The organism is Streptosporangium sp. NPDC000509 (assembly GCF_042898365.1).
Lineage (GTDB): Bacteria > Actinomycetota > Actinomycetes > Streptosporangiales > Streptosporangiaceae > Streptosporangium.
In genome coordinates, this window is the sequence record NZ_JBIAYX010000008.1 from 139,225 (window position 1) to 155,121 (window position 15,897).

A 15,897-nucleotide genomic window follows, 5' to 3' on the forward strand; every position below is an offset into this window, starting at 1 on the left:
TTACTGGTTCAGGATCTCTTCGAGTTCCTTGTTGGCGTCGGTCAGCGCGGTGTCGACGTCCTTCTTACCCTCGATGACCGAGCGGGCCGCGCTCTGCAGGACCGCCTTGGTGTCGTTCGCCTCGGCCCAGTTGGTGTCGTTCGGGAAGCCCTTGGCGACCTTGAAGGTCTCGGCGAACGGCGCCTGCACCGGGTCGGCGGCGTACTCGGCCAGAGCCTCGGGGTAGAGCGGCAGCAGACCGCCCTCCTTGGCGTAGCGGGTGCCGAACTCCTTGCCGGCGGCGAGCTTGACGTACTCGGCGGACAGTTCGGCGTTCTTGGTGTCCTTCCAGATGGCGATGTCGTTGCCGCCCTGGAAGGCCGGGGCCGGGCCGCTGCCGTCCTTGGCCGGGAGCGAGAAGAAGGCCATCTTCGACTCGTCGACCTTGCCGCCGCTCTGCTCCTTGATGGTGGTGATGTCCCAGCCGCCGGTCACGTACATGCCGACCTTGCTGTTGGCGAAGCGGGTCGCGATGTCCACCGAGTTCTGGGTGAGGGCGGACTTGCGCGAGACGCCGTGCTTGGTCACCAGGTCGGTGTAGTACTGGAAGCCCTCCTTGAAGCCGGGCTCGGTCAGCTTGCCGACCCACTTGCCGCCCTCGAAGGCGGCGAAGTCGCCACCGGCCGACCAGACGAACGGGGAGAGCGACATGTTGGCGTCGGAACCGCCGTTGAAGGCGAAGCCGTCGACGTCCTTGCCCTTCTCGGCGACGATCTTCTTGCCCGCCGCGACGAGGTCCTCCCAGGTCTTGGGGACCTCGATCTTCAGGTCCTCGAACCAGTCCTTGCGGTAGAGGACGGCGCGGGTGCCGCCACCCCACGGGGCGGCGTAGATCTTGCCGTCCACCGTCTCGTAGCCCCACAGGTTCTGCGGGATCTGCTGGAAGTCGGGCGCGCTCTTGACGACGTCGGTGATGTCGGTCAGCGCGTCCTGCGCGACCCAGGCGGCGACCTGGTCGTTGCCGAACTCGGTGACGTCGGGGCCCTCACCGCCGGCGAGGGCGGCGGTCCACTTGGCCTGCGCGTCGGGCCAGGGAACCCACTGGACCTTGACATCTGCGCCGGTGGTCTCCTTGAACTTGGCGTTCAGGTCGGCCATCAGCTTGTCCTGCTTCTCGTCCGGAGCGCCGAGGCGCCAGACGGTCAGCGTCTGACCTGCGAACTTGGGGCCGGACGCGGCGGGGGCCGTCGCGTCGGAGCCGGCGGCCGGAGCGGCAGGCTCGCTGCTGCCACACGCGGCGAGACCCAGGGCGAGGGCGGCCGTGGTGGCCGTCGTGGTGGCGATTCTCGCGAACTTCACTGGAGTTCTCCCTTTCAGGCTTTCGCCGGGGTTTGCGCTCATCTGTTATGGCCGGGGTCCCCGTGACCCTCTGCACGCACTGGGAGCTGTCGGGTTTACCGCAACCCGCGGCTCCGATCGCTTGCCTGCGGGCTGACTAGGGTTAAACTAACAAGAAACTTTCTTAAAAGAAACGATCGTTAGCGGATCGTGACGGGGAGGACGGCCTTGCCCACACGCCCGGGGACCCCCCGGCTGCTGCGCCAGCTCAACGACCGCGCAGCGCTGGAACTCCTACTGTCCAGCGGCCCTCTCACCCGGGCCGAGCTGGGAGAATATACCGGGCTCTCCAAGGTGACCGCCGGTCAGCTGCTGTCCAGACTCCAGGATCGCGGTCTCGTCGCGGTGGTCGGCGAGCAGGCGGGCGGACGCGGACCCAACGCCGCCCTCTACGGGGTGGTGCCCTCCTGCGCGTACGTGGCAGGGCTCGACGTGCTGCCCGGCAGGATCAGCGCCGGGGTCGCCGACATCACCGGCACCCTCGTCGCCGAGGTCGCCGCGGATCCCAGCGGGCACGACGACCCCGTACGGCTCGTGCGGAGCGCGCTCGGCCAGGCGTGCGAGGCGGCGGGCATCGGCGTCGACCGGTTGCGCGCCTTCGTGATCGGCACCCGGGGCGTCGTCGACCCCGGCACCGGTGACGTGCGTTTCTCCTTCGACCTGCCCTCCTGGCACAACGGCGTGCTCGCCGAGCTCCGCCGCGACCTCGGGGTCCCGGTGACGATAGAGAACGACGTGAACCTGGCCGCGCTGGCCGAACGCTCGTACGGGGCGGCGCTGGGCGTCGACGACTTCGTGCTCGTCTGGGCGGGGGTCGGCCAGGGACTCGGCGTCATGCTGGGCGGACGGCTGCACCGCGGCTTCACCGGCGGTGCGGGCGAGATCGGCTGGCTCCCCGTCCCCGGCGAACCGCTCCCCACCGACGTGAGCGAGCCCCAGTCGGGCTCGTTCCAGCGCCTGGTCGGCGGTGACGCCGTGGCCGGGCTCGCGAGCGCCCACGGCATCGGCTTCGCCCCCGGGGCCGACCCCGACGCCGACTCCGTGGGAGAACATGTCCGTACGGCCGTCGCCCAGGGTGCCGAGGCGTTCCTGGACGAGCTGGCCGGGCGGCTCGCTATCGGCGTCGCCGCCGTCGCGGTGGTCCTGGACCCCGGGCTCATCGTGCTCAGCGGTGACGTCGGCAGGGCCGGGGGAGACGCGCTCGCCGACAGGGTGCAGGACGCGGTGGCCCGGTTCTGCCCGAGCCGGCCCAGGGTCATGGTCTCCCGGGTCAGGGGGAACCCCGTGCTGCGCGGAGCCCTGGTGTCGGCGCTGCACCAGGCCCGTGAGCAGGTGTTCTCGGACACGGTCTGATCTCGTTCTTCAACCTCCGAGATCGCGGTCGGGGACGCCGGTCACCTGTGGACTTTCCCCAGGTCATGTCGGGGAGCATGGCCTCGGTCGTGGGAACCGGTGTGCCGCTTGGGCGGAGCCCGGCCCGACGGGGTCCTACGAGGCGAGGGCCGGCCTGCACACGGCCTTCACCGCCTCCTCCCGCTTCCCGGTCAGCGGGCCCTCACCCGCGGGGTCCCCGACGAGGAAGGACGGGACTGGCTCAGCGGTGGGCGCGCAGCGCGGCGAGCAGCCATTGGAAGGCCGGCACCGCCTCCGGGGCCGGCGGCAGCCCCCGAAGGAGGTTCAGAAGCTGCCAGTACCGCTCCACCCGGGGCTCGGCGACCAGTTCCAGCCAGTCCGTCAGGGAGACGGTCTCCTCGGCGGGAAGCTCCACGGGGATGATCCGGTCCAGAATCACGCTTGCGCCAGGCGACTCCGGTGGGATCCCCTTCTCAAGGGCGTCGGCTGCGTGCTGGAGGACCAGGGGCCGGAGGTTGAGCCCGAACTCAAGGCGATTGTCCTGCCTTCCGCTCAGGACCATCTGCCGGACCGTCCGCCGGAAGCTCTCGTCGGCGACCAGTTCTGCCAGCTCCATCCAGGCGTCCACCTGCTCGGACGTCGGTTCTTCGGGAAGCTCGGAGGGGACGTCGCGCATCCATTCCGCGACGAGGGTGGCGTCCTCGTCGATGACGTCGGCGAATGCCCCGTTGACGAACTCGTCGATGATCTGCTGGCGTTCCCGCGCCGACAGTCGGGCCAGTGCATGCATCAAGGTGATCTCCTCGGTGGTGCTGTCACGTTCGGCGAGAACACGCAGGACGGCACGCCGTATCTTCAAGGTGCGGATCTCCGCGTCGAGCGCTTTGACGTGTGTCTCCGCCAGTTCCCTCAGTGGGGCCTGCTTTTCCAGGATCTGCTGGATGGCATCAAGGCTGAGCCCGAGATCGCGAAGGGTTCTGACCAGGTCCAGCCGTGCGACCGCCTCCGCGTCATAAAGCCGGTATCCCCCGCTCGACCTGCGGGCCGGGGGGACGACGCCGCTGTCGGACCAGAAGCGGATCGTGCGCGCCTGCAACCCGGTGCGCCGGGCCAGCTGCCCGATCGTGTAGAGATCCGTCGCGTCGCTCATGGCTCGAATCTGCACCTTCCACCCGCTGGAACCTCAAGCGATGCGCCCAAATTCTCGCCATAGGGCGGCCGTTTAGGCGTTATTTATACTTTTATGTCGTCGAATGGCTCGGCCGGTTCGTTGGTCCGGGTGGAGGTTTGGCGGCGAAACGCAGACCGCTGTCCCGTGCGACGGGGCCGGTGCCGGACCGGCGTACTGCGAGCGGGTGTTCCCGGGCACGGTTCGGCACCTCTGTTCCCCCGTGAGCGGGTCTGCGCACTGTGATGCTTGGGGAAGAATTACCGCCATGCGCGACATCGTTCTGATCTCCGATGCCAGAGTCGCCTCGATCCCCGTCGAGGAGTCAGGAGAGCGGCTGGTAGACGTCCGGGGACGGCTGCGGACGGACGGACGGCTCGCCGACCCCGCGGGAGCCTTCGCCCACCTCAGGCTCGGGCTGCTCACCCGGCTGGAGGAGGCCCAGGCACAGCTGCCGGAGGGATACCGGCTGCTGGTGGTGGAGGGGTACCGGCCACCGGCGACGCAGAAGGAGATCTTCGACGGCTACTCGGCGGAGCTCAGAACGCTGTATCCGGAAATGTCGCCCGCAGAGCTGCGAGCTGCGGCGAGCCGCTACGTCTCGCCCGTCGAGATCGCCCCGCACACCGCGGGAGCGGCGGTCGACCTCACCCTGTCCACCGAGGACGGGACCGAGATCGACATGGGCACCCGGCTCAACGCCACCCCCGAGCAGAGCGGCGGCGCCTGCTACACCGACGCCCCCGGCCTGTCGCCTGAGGCCCGCCACCACCGCAAGCTCCTCGGCGTCGCCCTGGAGGCGGCAGGACTGGTCAACTACCCCACCGAGTGGTGGCACTGGTCCTACGGCGACCGCTACTGGGCCCTCACCACCGGCTCCCCGGCCGCTCTCTACGGCCCGGTATCCGTCTGACCTGATACTCCCGGTGCGCTCGTTCGTGCCCTCACTCCGGCTCGGCCGGTGAGCCTGGAGATCATTCCGTATCTCGTGGAACACCTGGTGGCGGTGCTCGCAGGGCAGGAGCTGCTCCTGGTCCTCGACAACTGCGAGCACGTGAACGCCGCCGTCGCCGTGCCGGCCCGCAGGCTGCTGGGAGAATGCCCCGAGCTGGCCGTGCTGGCCACCGGCCGTGAGCCTCTTGGCATCATCGGCGAGACGCTGGTGCCGCTGGCACCGCTGGAGAGCCCGCCGCCGGACTCCCCGCCGTCCGTCGCCCTGGCATGTCCGGCCGTGCGGCTCTTCGCCGACCGGGCGGCGGCCGTACGGCCGGGATTCGAGGTGTGGCAGGACAACGTGGAGGCGTCGTCCGGATCGGCGCGGCGCTGGACGGGTTGCCGCTGGCCATCGAGCCGGCGGCCGCGCGGCTGCGTTCCTTCACCGTCGAGGAGATCGCCACGCGTCTGGAGGAGTACGGCCGGTTCCTGCTGCGGGCGTCGCTCAGGCTGACGGACAGGTTCGCCACCGACATCAGGCTCAAGGGCTACCCGGCGCTCGCCGGGACCTCCGCCGCGACATGAACGACGGTGGCCGCGAAGGGGTCACGGGGTCGGTGCCGCCTTCTTCAGGAGGTTCGCGCGCCGGAGCAGGGGGCGGTCGCGGGCGGTGCCGATCAGGGTGCCCGCGTGCCCGGTCAGCACGGTACAGCCGCCCGCGTCGCACAGGTCGGTCCATCCGGCCGGGGTCGCCACCGGCAGCCGCGTGCGGATCCCGCCGTCCGCGTCCGCCAGGTAGAGCCGGCCGTTCATCGCGGTCAGGGCCACGGCGCCGGAACCGGCCTCGACCAGGTTCCAGGCCGAGGTCTCCGGGTCGAGCAGCCACAGGCCCTCCGCGGCGGCGGCGAACAGCTCGCCGTTCACCATGCCCAGGCCGACCCCGTCGCGGGGCCCGTCGGCGAGGGTGATCCAGCCGTGCTCGGGGTCGCGGTAGACGAGCCGGTCGTCGGCGGTGAGACCGTACAGGCCGATCGGGTGGACGGCGGTGGCCTCTCTGGGGGTGGCGAGGGCGACGAGGGCGGGGGCGGTGCCGACGGGGCGCCAGCGCAGGTTCTGGCCAGAGACCTCGCGGGCGAGCAGCGAGCCGCCGGAGGTGGCACCGTACAGCAGGGAGTCGAACACGGTCAGCGCCCGGATCCCGTCCGCGGCGCCGATGGTCTCCCAGCCGTCCGCGCGCACCGAGAGCCGGTCCAGCACGTTGCGGGTGATCCGGTCCACGACCGGGTCGTGCAGGGTGTTTCCCCAGTTCACGGTGGAGGCGGTGAAGACCGTCCCGGCGCCGAGGCCGAAGACGCCCATCGTCGCCATGCCGCCCTGGCCGTACCGGTGCCAGTGGCGCAGGTCGGCGGTGGCGAGGATGACGAAGGACGGCGGGGTGCCGTCGCGTCCGGTGGCCACCGGCACGCCGTCCTCCTCGACGAAGTCGCAGGCGTCCGTCTCGTAGCCGATGGCGCCCTTGCCGAACGTGTCGCCCTCGTCCAGCTTGGTGCCCTCGAACACCCAGTGTTCGGGGAAGCGGACGGTGTAGGTCTCCTCGTGCATGAGCCGCATGTACGGGCCCCACGTCCCGGCGCCGCGCCGGAAGCTGACTCCGGTCAGGCCGTTCTCGGGGCGGTTCACCGGCGCGCTCGACCACTCGACCGTGGTGAGGGCGGGATCCACCGCGGCCATCGGGTCGGCGACCGCGTCGCGGTAGCAGACCATGGTGCGCCCCTCGTCCTCCAGCCGGAACTGCCACCAGCAGGTGTTGCCGGAGAAGACGGCCATGTTGCCGCCCCGGCGGACGAACTCCTCCACGCTGTCGCGCATCCCCGCCGACCAGTACTCGTCGTGTCCGCTGATCATCAGCAGCCGGTAACCGGAGAGCAGCTCGCGCCCGGAGTGCAGGTCCAGGGCCGAGCAGTAGTCGACGTCGTACCCGGCGGGGCCCAGCCAGCGGATCATGCCCTCCTCCCAGCGCTCGGGCGGCGGCCCGCCGCCCGGCCGGTCGAAGGAGACGCGCGCGGCGCGGGTCGGCTGCTCGGTCCAGTAGACGGACTCGCCGGGGATGCCCGCCCGGTTGTAGGCCTGCCAGGTCGGGAACGGGATCGACAGCAGGACCGGTGAGCGGGGACGGGCGGCCCGTACGACGAAGTAGACCTCGCTGCTCTCCTCGTCGGCGCTGAAGATCGCCCGGTAGAGCGAGCTGCGCCAGCCGGGGGAGACCTCCAGCGTCCACAGCGGCCCGGTGAACTCCCCGTCGAGCACGGCCAGGTCGGTGGCCACGTCCTCGACCAGCACCGAGCCGCGCAGCGGGGCGCGGGAGGCGCGGGCGAGATGGAAGCGGAGCGCGCCGCCCTGGACGCAGGACGTCGACTCGGCGTAGGCGTGGATCGTCAACCGACCGGCTCCAGCACCTCGCGGAACGCGGCCTCGACCAGCAAGGACTCCAGGTCGAGCAGGTAGCGTTCCATGGCGGGGCGGGAAAGACAGCCGGTGTCGGCGGTGAGCGAGACGCCCAGCCCGCCGGGCTCGTCGGTCACGTGCAGGCAGAAGCGGCAGTTGAGCCGTTCCTGGCTGAGCGGCCAGGTGAGGGTCGTCTCGTCCAGCGCCCGCCGCACGCTTCGCTCGTCGGGGGAGGCGTCCACCCGGTCGGTGAAGCGCATGTCGTTGAAGCAGCAGTACGGGTGGATCCGCACCCCCCGCTCCCGGCCGGCCCGCTCGGTGAGCCGGTCCCGGTCGTCCGGGTCGTGGTATGCGGACCGGTAGGCGCGCAGCGCGGCGGGCTTGGCCGCGCGCAGCAGCTCGGTGAAGCCGCCCTCGCGCAGGTCCAGCACGAACAGGCCCTCCTGGGAGAGCGTGGTGACCGCGTTGACGGTGTCGCCGCGGAAGCGGTTGCTCACGATCGGCAGCATCACGCCCAGGTCGTGGCCGGTCACCCTTCCGGCCAGCGCGGACGCGGCGGCGAGCAGGACGGTCGAGGTGGCCGCGCCGCGCACCGCGGCGATCCGCCGCACGGCCAGGTCCATCGCCCGTGAGACCAGGTGTGCCCGCCAGATCGGGGGATCCTCGGCGGCGCCGTCCGTCCGCCGCTCGAACACGGTCGGGGGGATGCGCCGGTACTCGCTCGCCCAGTGTTCCGCGGCCACCGCCGCGACCTTCAGACCGTGCTGCGAGCTCTGCCAGCGGGCCAGCTCCAGCGGTGAGGGCGGGGTCGGGCCGGGTACGGAGCCGCGCAGCAGGAGCAGCCGCAGGTTCGTGACCGCCACCTCGGCGCCGAGGCCGTCGGCCGCCAGGTGACAGAAGACGAGCACGATGTGGGTGACCTCGTCGCGGTCGACGACGAGCCCGATCCTGAGCGGCCATTCGCCGCCGTAGTCGAACGCGGTCTTCGCCAGCGCGTCCCGCAGCCGCTCGGGGTCGCCCTCCGACACGGTGACCGGGATGGAGCCGCCGGCGATGAGCACCTGCCACGGCTCCGCGCCGTCGTTTGCGCGGGAGCCGCCTTCGCGGGGTGTCGTGCCGCTCGCGTGGACCGCCTTTCCGTATGGCGTCGTGCCGCCCGCGTGCGCCGCGTTTCCGCGCGGCGCCTCGCCGAGCCTGGTGCGCAGGGACTCGTGCCGTTCCACCAGGGCGCGCAGCACCTCGGCCGCTCCCGCCACGGTGAGCGGCCTGGCTCTCCTGGGTACGGCGAGCACGCGGCCGAAGTTGAAGTAGTGGTCGTCCGGTGCCGTCTTTCTGATCGTGTCCCAGATGGCCCGCTGCCCCCAGGTCAGCGGTGCCATTCCCGAGCGGCTCCCCGAGAACCGGATGTCCATGTGTCTCCCCCGTTCGGAGCTGGGTTCAGGAACGCGCGCTTCGCGCCTCGTTGATGTGGCGTTCCAGCGCGTCCAGGTCGTCGAGCAGGTCGAACCCGTCGCCGGACAGGTCGATCTCGATCCCGAACTCGGTCTCCACCGCGTCGATCAGCCGCATCTGCGCCAGGGAGGTGACTCCCAGCGCGGACAGCGGGACCGTGGCGGCGAGTGCCTCCCCGGCCGTGACCGCTCCGTCGGACGCCGAGGCGACCATCGCCGCCAGCCGTTCCCTAACCATTGCGGGCCCCTCTCCTGCGGTCTCCGGCGCCGCTCGCCGGGATCCGGATCCAGTTGTCGAACATTTCCGGACTTTTCATGAACTTCTCGCGCTGAGCGGGCGCAGGTCGGTCCAGACGCGGTCGATGTGGGCGAGGCACTCCTCCTTGCTGCCGGAGACGCCCTCCTCTCGCCAGCCGTCGGGAAGGTCCCGGCCGTCCGGCCAGATCGAGTACTGCTCCTCGTGGTTGACCACGACGCGGTGACCCATCTCAGCTCCCGGTTTCCATGAGGCGCTCGGCCTCCTCGTCGGACATCTCAGCCAGCTCGGCGACGAGCAGCTCCTCCACCGCTGCCGCGAGGTCGGCCACGGTGCTTCTGGCGAACAGGGTGCGGATCGGCACCTCCACCTCGACGGCGGCGCGGAGCCTGGCGGCGGCGCGGGTGGCGAGCAGCGAGTGCCCGCCCAGCGCGAAGAAGTCGTCGAAGGCGCCGACCTCCTCGACGCCCAGCACCTCGCCGAAGATCTCGGCCACCAGCTCCTCGGCGTCACCGCGCGGGGCGGTCCTCATCCGGGAGCCGGCCTCGGGCGCGGGCAGCGCGGCCCGGTCGAGCTTGCCGTTCGCGGTCAGCGGCAGGACGGCGAGACCCACCCAGGCGGCCGGGACCATGTAGGCGGGCAACGTCGCCGCCAGGTATCCGGCCAGCTCGTCTCCCGTGGCCGTGCCGACGACGTAGCCGACCAGCGTCTCCCCGCGGACCGCCACCGCCGCCTGGCCGACGCCCGGGTGGGCGAGCAGCCGCGCCTCGATCTCGCCGAGTTCGATCCGGAAGCCGCGTACCTTGACCTGGTCGTCCAGGCGGCCCAGGAACTCCAGCCGCCCGTCGGACCGCCAGCGCGCCAGGTCGCCGGTCCGGTAGATCCGCTCTCCGCCGAGGGCACCGGGAACGCCGGGGACACCGGGATCACCGGAGACACCGAGGGTGGGGAAGCGCTCGCCCGTGAGGTCCGGTCTGCCCAGGTAGCCGACGGCCACCCCGGCCCCGCCGACGCACAGCTCACCCGGCGCTCCCGGCGGCACGGCCTCACCGGAGCCGTCCAGAAGCAGGACCGAGGTGTCGGCGATCGGGACGCCGATGGGCGGGCGTCCGGGGGAGCCGTCCAGTTCGGCGGCGGTGGCGATGATCGTCGCCTCGGTCGGGCCGTAGGTGTTGACCAGCCGCACCTTGTCGCCGAAGCGTTCCCGCCAGCGGGTCACGGCCGCCTCGTGCACCTGCTCGCCGCCGAGGATCACCAGCCGCAGCGTCGGCGGCCAGGAGATCTCGTCGATGTCGTCGACCAGCGCGTGCCAGTACGCCGTCGGCAGGTCGAGCACGGTGACCTGGTCGAGGTGGTCGGGCAGGGTGACGCCGCCCTCGGGCAGCAACTCCAGCCGGGCCCCGGCGGCCAGCGCCGGATAGATCTCCTCGGCGTGGGTGTCGAAGCTCAGCGAGGCGAACTGGACCACCCGGTCTTCGGGGCCCAGCTCGTACGCCTCGCGCATCCACGCGACGCGGGCGGCCAGGTTGTGGTGCGAGACCACGACCCCCTTGGGCGTTCCGGTGGATCCGGAGGTGTAGATCACGTAAGCGGCCGAGCCGGGCGCGGGGACGCTCGTCGGGACGTTCACCGTGCCGTTCAGCATGGTGGGAGGGCGTTCGTTCGTGTGCGCGCGTGGCGTTCCCGGCGGCAGGCGGTCGCCCAGGTCCGCCGAGGTGAGGACGAGGGAGGCGGCGCTGTCGTCCAGCATGAAGGCGAGCCGCTCGGCGGGATGGTCCGGGTCGAGCGGCAGGTAGACCGCCCCCGCCCGCCAGACGGCGAGCAGGGCCGCGACGGCGTCGGGCGACCTGTCCAGGCAGACGCCGACCACGTCGCCGGGCACGACCCCCCGCCCCCGCAGCAGCGCCGCGAGCTCGTCCGCGCGGGCGTCCAGGTCGGCGTAGCCGAGCGTGGCGCCCCCGCATCCGATCGCCGTCGCGTCCGGCGTGTCCCGTACGGTCGCCGCGAACAGGGCGGGCACCGGGAGCGCGGGGGGTCGCGCGGGTCCCCGCGAGAGGCGCCGCAGCAGGGCGTCGTCCTCCCCGGTGCGCAACGGAAGCTCGGAGATCCGGTCGCCGGACGCCTCCGGCAGCGCGGTGAGCAGCAGGCGGAACCGCGCGGCCATCGCCTCGATCGTGGACCGGTCGAACAGTTCGGCGTCGTAGACGAAGCTGAGCGTGAGCTCGTGCTCGTCCTGCCAGGCCTCCAGCATCAGTTCGAGCTTGGCCTGCCGCATGCCGTGCTCGAACCCCGTCGTGGTCAGCCCCGCGAAGGCGTCGCGGGGCCGGCCGACGTCCTGGGTGTGCAGGATGAGCATGGTCTGGAACAGCGGCGTGCGGGTGAGGTCGCGCTCGACCCTCAGGGCCGCCACCAGCTCCTCGAACGGCACGCCCTGGTGGGAGAAGGCGTCCAGGACGCCGATCTGGGTCTCGCGGAGCAGCTCGGCGAAGGTGGGGTCGGCAGACAGGTCGCCGCGCATGACCAGGGTGTCGCTGAGATAGCCCACGACCGGTTCGAGCTGGACCCGGTCCCGGCCCGCGGTGGCCGTACCGACCAGGATGTCGCTGTGCCCGGTGTGCCGTGACAGCAGGACCTGGTAGGCGGCGAGCAGGACCATGAACATGGTCGCGCCGTGCTCCCTGCCCAGCCGGGCGAGGGCGGCGGCCTCCGCCGCGTCCAGCCGGACGTTCGCCACGTCGCCGCGCCTGGCGGCACCCGCGGTACGCGGCCGGTCGACCGGAAGGTCCAGCGGGGTGGGGTCGGCGAGCCTGTCCCGCCAGTAGCCGAGCAGGTCGCCGAGATCGCGCCCGCGCTGCCAGAGGGCGACGTCGCCGAACTGGAGCGGGACCGGCGGCAGGGCGCCGGCGCCGGAGTACAGGTGCGACACCTCGTCGAAGATGAGGTTGAGCGACCAGCCGTCGCCGAGGATGTGGTGCAGCACGACGCACAGGACGTGGTCGTCCTCGGCGATCCTGATCAGGGTGACCCGCAGCGGCGGCCTGGCGCCCAGCTCGAAGGGCGCGTTGGTCAGGGTCGCGACCAGCTCCAACGCCCCGGCCTCGCCCGCCGCGTCCGTCTCCTCGACAGCCACCGGCCCCGGCGGGTCGACGACCACGACCGGCACCCCGTCCACCTCGGGAAAGCGGGTGCGCAGGCTCTCGTGCCTCGCGACGGTCCCGGCGAGGGCACCGGCGAGCGCGTTCCGGTCCAGTGGCCCGCGCAGCCGCCTGACCAGGCACATGTTGTACGACGCGTCATCGGGATCGAGCCGGTTGAGGAACCAGAGCCGCTCCTGCCCGAAGGAGAGCGGCGGGACGGTTCCCTCCGGCCGAGGCCGCGGCCCGTCGCTCCTGTCGCCGGACGCGGTGGCGATCAGTTCTGCCACGGACGCGGTGGCGATCAGGTCCGCCAGCGCGGCGACCGTCGGACGCAGGAACACCTCCCGCACGGGCACCTCCATCCCGGACAGCGCCGTCAGCCGCGCGGTGACCATGGTGGCCAGCAGCGAGTGGCCGCCGAGGGTGAAGAAGTCGTCGTACGCCCCGACCTCCGCGGTCCCGAGCACTTCGGCGAAGACCTGCGCGACCATCCGTTCGCCCGGGGTGCGGGGGGCGATCGCGTCCGGTGAGGGCGCCGCGTCCACGTCGGGGAGCGCGTTGCGGTCGACCTTCCCGTTGGGGGTGAGCGGCAGCGTCTCCACCTCGACGAACACGCTGGGCACCATGTAGCCGGGCAGCTCGCGCGCGGCGTGTTCCCGAAGACCGTCAAGCGTTCCCACGCCCTGCGCCCGGCCCGTTTCGGCGCCGTCCGTTCCCATGCGGTCTGCTCCGGACCCGCCCGTTCGCGCACGACCCGTTTCCGCGCCGCCCGTTTCCGGGCGGTCCGGTCCGGTGGGCGCGGCGTCCGTCTCAGAGAGGACGGCGGGTACGGCGAAGGCGACCAGGCGGTCTCCGCGCACCACGACGACCGCCTGCCGCACGCCGGGGCAGGCGTCGAGCACGGCCTCGATCTCGCCCAGCTCGATACGGTGACCCCGCAGCTTGACCTGGTTGTCGGTCCGGCCGAGAAACTCCAGGGTGCCGTCGTTACGCAGGCGGACGCGGTCTCCCGTCCGATAGTGCCGCGAACCGCCGGGGCCGGGGACGAAGCGTTCAGCGGTCAGGGCGGGGCGGCCGAGGTAACCGGTCGCGACCCCCTCGCCGCCGATGAGCAGCTCCCCGGCCACCCCGATCGGGCACGACCGGCCGCCGAGGTCGACGACGTGGACGACGGTGTTGGCGATCGGGCGGCCGATGACGATCTCGCCGGGGTCCTCGGGAACGTCCCAGGCCGTGGACCAGATGGTGGTCTCGGTCGGCCCGTAGACGTTGACGAGCCGGTCGACCCGGGGACGCAGTTCGCGGGCGAGCCGGGGGGCGAGCGGCTCGCCGCCGGTCAGGCCCACCACGCGCGGCAGGTCGCCGGTGAGCAGGACGCGCCACCCCGAGGGCGTCGCCTGGACGTGGGTCACGCCCTCGTCCCGCACGAGCCGGGCGAGCCGCACCCCGTCGCGGGCCGTCTCCGCGTCGGCGACGACCACCCGTCCTCCCGTCACCAGCGGCAGGTAGAGCTCCAGGGCGGAGATGTCGAACGACAGCGAGGTCAGCGCGAGCCACACGTCCTGCGGCGAGGACCGTACCAGGTCACGCATGGCCAGCAGGAAGTTGGTCAGTGCCCGGTGGGGTACCACGACGCCTTTCGGCCGGCCGGTGGATCCCGAGGTGTAGAGCACGTACGCGGTGTCGTCGGGAAGCGGCCGGGCGGGTGCCGCGGGGACCAGCGCGCCGGTCACTGTGCCGGTTACCGGGCCGGTCGCCTCGCCCGTCATCGCGCCCGTCATCGGGGGGAGGTCGTCGAGGCCGGTCAGGACGAGCGCCGCCGCGGAGTCCTCGATCACGTACGAGACGCGGGCCTCGGGGTAGTCGGGGTCGACGGGAAGGTAGGCCGCGCCGCTCATCGCCACGCCCAGCAGGGCGACGAGCATGTCGGCGCCGCGCTCCATCCGGACCGCGACGAGCGAGCCGCGCCCGATCCCGGCCGCGCTCAGCCGCCCTGCCAGCTCCGCCGCCCGTCCGGCCAGCTCCGCGTACGTCAGTTCCCGCGCGGCGGGTCCGTCCACCGGCGCTCCCTCGCGCACCGGTTCGTTCGCGGTGAGCGGGGTGGTTCCGGCCGGTGTCGCGGCGGGGGCGGGTGTGGCGCGTACCGCGATCGCGTCGGGGGTCGCCGCGACCTGTTCGAGCAGCAGGTCGACAAGTGTGAGCTCCGGTAGTTCGGTCGCGGTGTCGTTCCACTCCTCCAGCAGGTCGAGCTCGGCGTCCGGCAGCATCCGCAGCGAGCTCACCGGAGCGCCCGGGTCCGCCACGGCGGCTGTGAGCAGCTCCTGGAAGCGGGCGATGATCCGTTCCACGGTCTCGTGGTCGAACAGGTCGGTGCTGTAGATGGCGGTGCCGTTCAGGGCGCCGTCCTCGCCACGGTAGAGGTCCACCGAGAGGTCGAGCCGGGCGCGGGCCCAGCCGTTGGGGAAGTACGTGGCGTCGAGGCCGGGCAGCGGCTCGTCCGGTTCGCCGTGGGTGTGGAAGGCGAACAGGGTCTGGAACAGGGGAGTGCGGCTCAGGTCCCGTTCCACGTCGAGATCGGCCACGAGGCGCTCGAAGGGGACGTCCTGCCGCGAGAGCCCGTCCAGCACGACCCTGCGAGTGCGCCTGAGCAGCTCCTCGAAGGTGGGGTCGCCGGAGACGTCGCAGCGCAGGGCGAGGGTGGTCGAGAGAAAACCGATCATGGTCTCCAGCTCGGTGCTGCCGCGACCGGCCGAGGGGGTGCCCACGCAGAAGTCGCTCTGGCCGGTGTGCCGGTGCATCAGGACCTGGTAGGCGGAGAGCAGCACCATGAACGGTGTGCACCGGGTGCGGCGGGCGAGGTCGCCGATCGAGGCGGTCAGGTCGGGGGCGATCCGGAAGTCGACCTGGGCGCCCGCGCCGGTCCGCCGGGCCGGGCGCGGCCGGTCCGTGGGGAGTTCCAGGGGAGGCACCCCGGCCAGCCGCTCGGTCCACCAGCGCAGCTCGGAGTCCTCGGGACGCTGGGCGCGGGCGTACTCGCCGTACTGCAGGGGCAGTTCGGGCAGCGGGGCGCTGCCCCGGCTTCCGTAGTGGACGGCGACCTCGGAGCGGAGCACGCTCAGCGACCAGCCGTCGCCGTTGATGTGGTGCAGGACGACGCAGAGCACGTGATCGGCGGGGCCGAGCTGGATCAGCGAGACGCGGAACGGCGGCGCGGCGGCCAGGTCGAAGGCCGTGTTGGTGAGCGTCGAGACCAGAGCCGTGGCTTCCCGCTCGTCGGGGGCGGTGAGGTGCTCGACCGTCACCGGCGACGGCGGCTCGACGATCGCGACGGCCTCCCCGGCCACTTCACGGAACCGGGTCCTCAGGCTCTCGTGCCGTGCCGCCACGGCGGTGAAAGCAGCGGCCAAAGCGATCTTGTCAAGGCGACCTTTCAACCTGTAAACATAGGATGTGTTGTAGGCCGAGTCGCTGGGGTCGAGCTTGTGGAGAAACCAAAGCCGTTGCTGACCGTACGACAGGGGGTATTCCGTCCCTGTTTGACCGGTTGGAACGGTCTCCGGTGGGAACACAAAGGGCTCCTTTGCCGGCCACGGGCCCGTTAGTTCACGCAATCGCGTTGGAGGTTGGTACGCAAAAAACCCACTCTGTGCCTATTTGACCAGTTAAGTGGGCGTCGGGAAAGGTCTCTTTCTGGAAAGAAACCTTTCAGTTAGCTCCGCGGTCGTCAGTGTTACACCTTCGTCCTGAGGGCGCAAGGGTCACTTTCGCGCGTTTTCA

General features: G+C 71.5%; 10 protein-coding genes. 3 read left to right on the top strand and 7 right to left on the bottom strand.

Translation table 11 applies throughout. The features are described from left to right. A complete protein-coding gene (locus tag ACFY3D_RS16590; RefSeq protein ID WP_389980239.1) occupies window positions 1-1,338 on the bottom strand; it encodes an extracellular solute-binding protein in 1,338 nt (445 codons plus the stop codon). A 207-nt stretch (window positions 1,339-1,545) separates the two neighbouring features. Between ACFY3D_RS16590 and ACFY3D_RS16595 the strand changes: the two genes are divergently transcribed. After that, the gene (locus tag ACFY3D_RS16595; protein ID WP_389980241.1) at window positions 1,546-2,730 is read left to right on the top strand and encodes an ROK family protein; all 1,185 of its coding nucleotides are present in this window, start codon (window positions 1,546-1,548) and stop codon (window positions 2,728-2,730) included. Between the two features lie 241 nt (window positions 2,731-2,971). On the opposite strand, the gene ACFY3D_RS16600 is transcribed toward ACFY3D_RS16595, so the two are convergent. Then, complete coding sequence (locus tag ACFY3D_RS16600; RefSeq protein WP_389980243.1) at window positions 2,972-3,880, bottom strand: MerR family transcriptional regulator; 909 nt, start codon at window positions 3,878-3,880, stop codon at window positions 2,972-2,974. Between the two features lie 286 nt (window positions 3,881-4,166). Here ACFY3D_RS16600 and ACFY3D_RS16605 point away from each other — a divergent pair, with 286 nt between their 5' ends. Both ACFY3D_RS16605 and ACFY3D_RS16610 read left to right on the top strand, forming a co-directional pair. Beyond that, a complete protein-coding gene (locus ACFY3D_RS16605) occupies window positions 4,167-4,811 on the top strand; it encodes a M15 family metallopeptidase (protein WP_389980245.1) in 645 nt (214 codons plus the stop codon). A 368-nt stretch (window positions 4,812-5,179) separates the two neighbouring features. Further along, window positions 5,180-5,416, top strand: coding sequence for a hypothetical protein (locus ACFY3D_RS16610; RefSeq protein ID WP_389980247.1), 237 nt, complete (start codon window positions 5,180-5,182; stop codon window positions 5,414-5,416). 21 nt (window positions 5,417-5,437) lie between these two features. On the opposite strand, the gene ACFY3D_RS16615 is transcribed toward ACFY3D_RS16610, so the two are convergent. The 5 genes from ACFY3D_RS16615 to ACFY3D_RS16635 all read right to left on the bottom strand — a co-directional run bounded on the left by ACFY3D_RS16615 (window position 5,438) and on the right by ACFY3D_RS16635 (window position 15,689). Then, the gene (locus tag ACFY3D_RS16615) at window positions 5,438-7,270 is read right to left on the bottom strand and encodes a N,N-dimethylformamidase beta subunit family domain-containing protein (RefSeq protein WP_389980249.1); all 1,833 of its coding nucleotides are present in this window, start codon (window positions 7,268-7,270) and stop codon (window positions 5,438-5,440) included. Continuing rightward, complete coding sequence (locus tag ACFY3D_RS16620) at window positions 7,267-8,688, bottom strand: hypothetical protein (protein WP_389980251.1); 1,422 nt, start codon at window positions 8,686-8,688, stop codon at window positions 7,267-7,269. The genes ACFY3D_RS16615 and ACFY3D_RS16620 overlap by 4 nt, the downstream gene beginning before the upstream one ends. A gap of 25 nt (window positions 8,689-8,713) precedes the next feature. Then, entirely contained in the window at window positions 8,714-8,965 is a 252-nt protein-coding gene (locus ACFY3D_RS16625) for an acyl carrier protein (RefSeq protein WP_350944660.1), read from the bottom strand. A gap of 75 nt (window positions 8,966-9,040) precedes the next feature. Further along, window positions 9,041-9,214: an MbtH family protein gene (locus ACFY3D_RS16630; protein WP_350944658.1), complete on the bottom strand. Its 174-nt coding sequence runs from the start codon at window positions 9,212-9,214 to the stop codon at window positions 9,041-9,043. A gap of 1 nt (window position 9,215) precedes the next feature. Then, on the bottom strand, window positions 9,216-15,689 hold the full coding sequence (locus ACFY3D_RS16635) for an amino acid adenylation domain-containing protein (RefSeq protein ID WP_389980253.1): 6,474 nt from the start codon (window positions 15,687-15,689) through the stop codon (window positions 9,216-9,218). Window positions 15,690-15,897 lie beyond the last annotated feature (208 nt).

What these genes read in the sequence shown, in the direction of transcription:
- ACFY3D_RS16620 (WP_389980251.1), bottom strand. Translation starts at nt 8,688, where the DNA reads ATGGACATCCGGTTCTCGGGGAGCCGCTCGGGAATGGCACCGCTGACC.
- ACFY3D_RS16625 (WP_350944660.1), bottom strand. Translation starts at nt 8,965, where the DNA reads ATGGTTAGGGAACGGCTGGCGGCGATGGTCGCCTCGGCGTCCGACGGA.
- ACFY3D_RS16630 (WP_350944658.1), bottom strand. Translation starts at nt 9,214, where the DNA reads ATGGGTCACCGCGTCGTGGTCAACCACGAGGAGCAGTACTCGATCTGG.
- ACFY3D_RS16605 (WP_389980245.1), top strand. Translation starts at nt 4,167, where the DNA reads ATGCGCGACATCGTTCTGATCTCCGATGCCAGAGTCGCCTCGATCCCC.
- ACFY3D_RS16600 (WP_389980243.1), bottom strand. Translation starts at nt 3,880, where the DNA reads ATGAGCGACGCGACGGATCTCTACACGATCGGGCAGCTGGCCCGGCGC.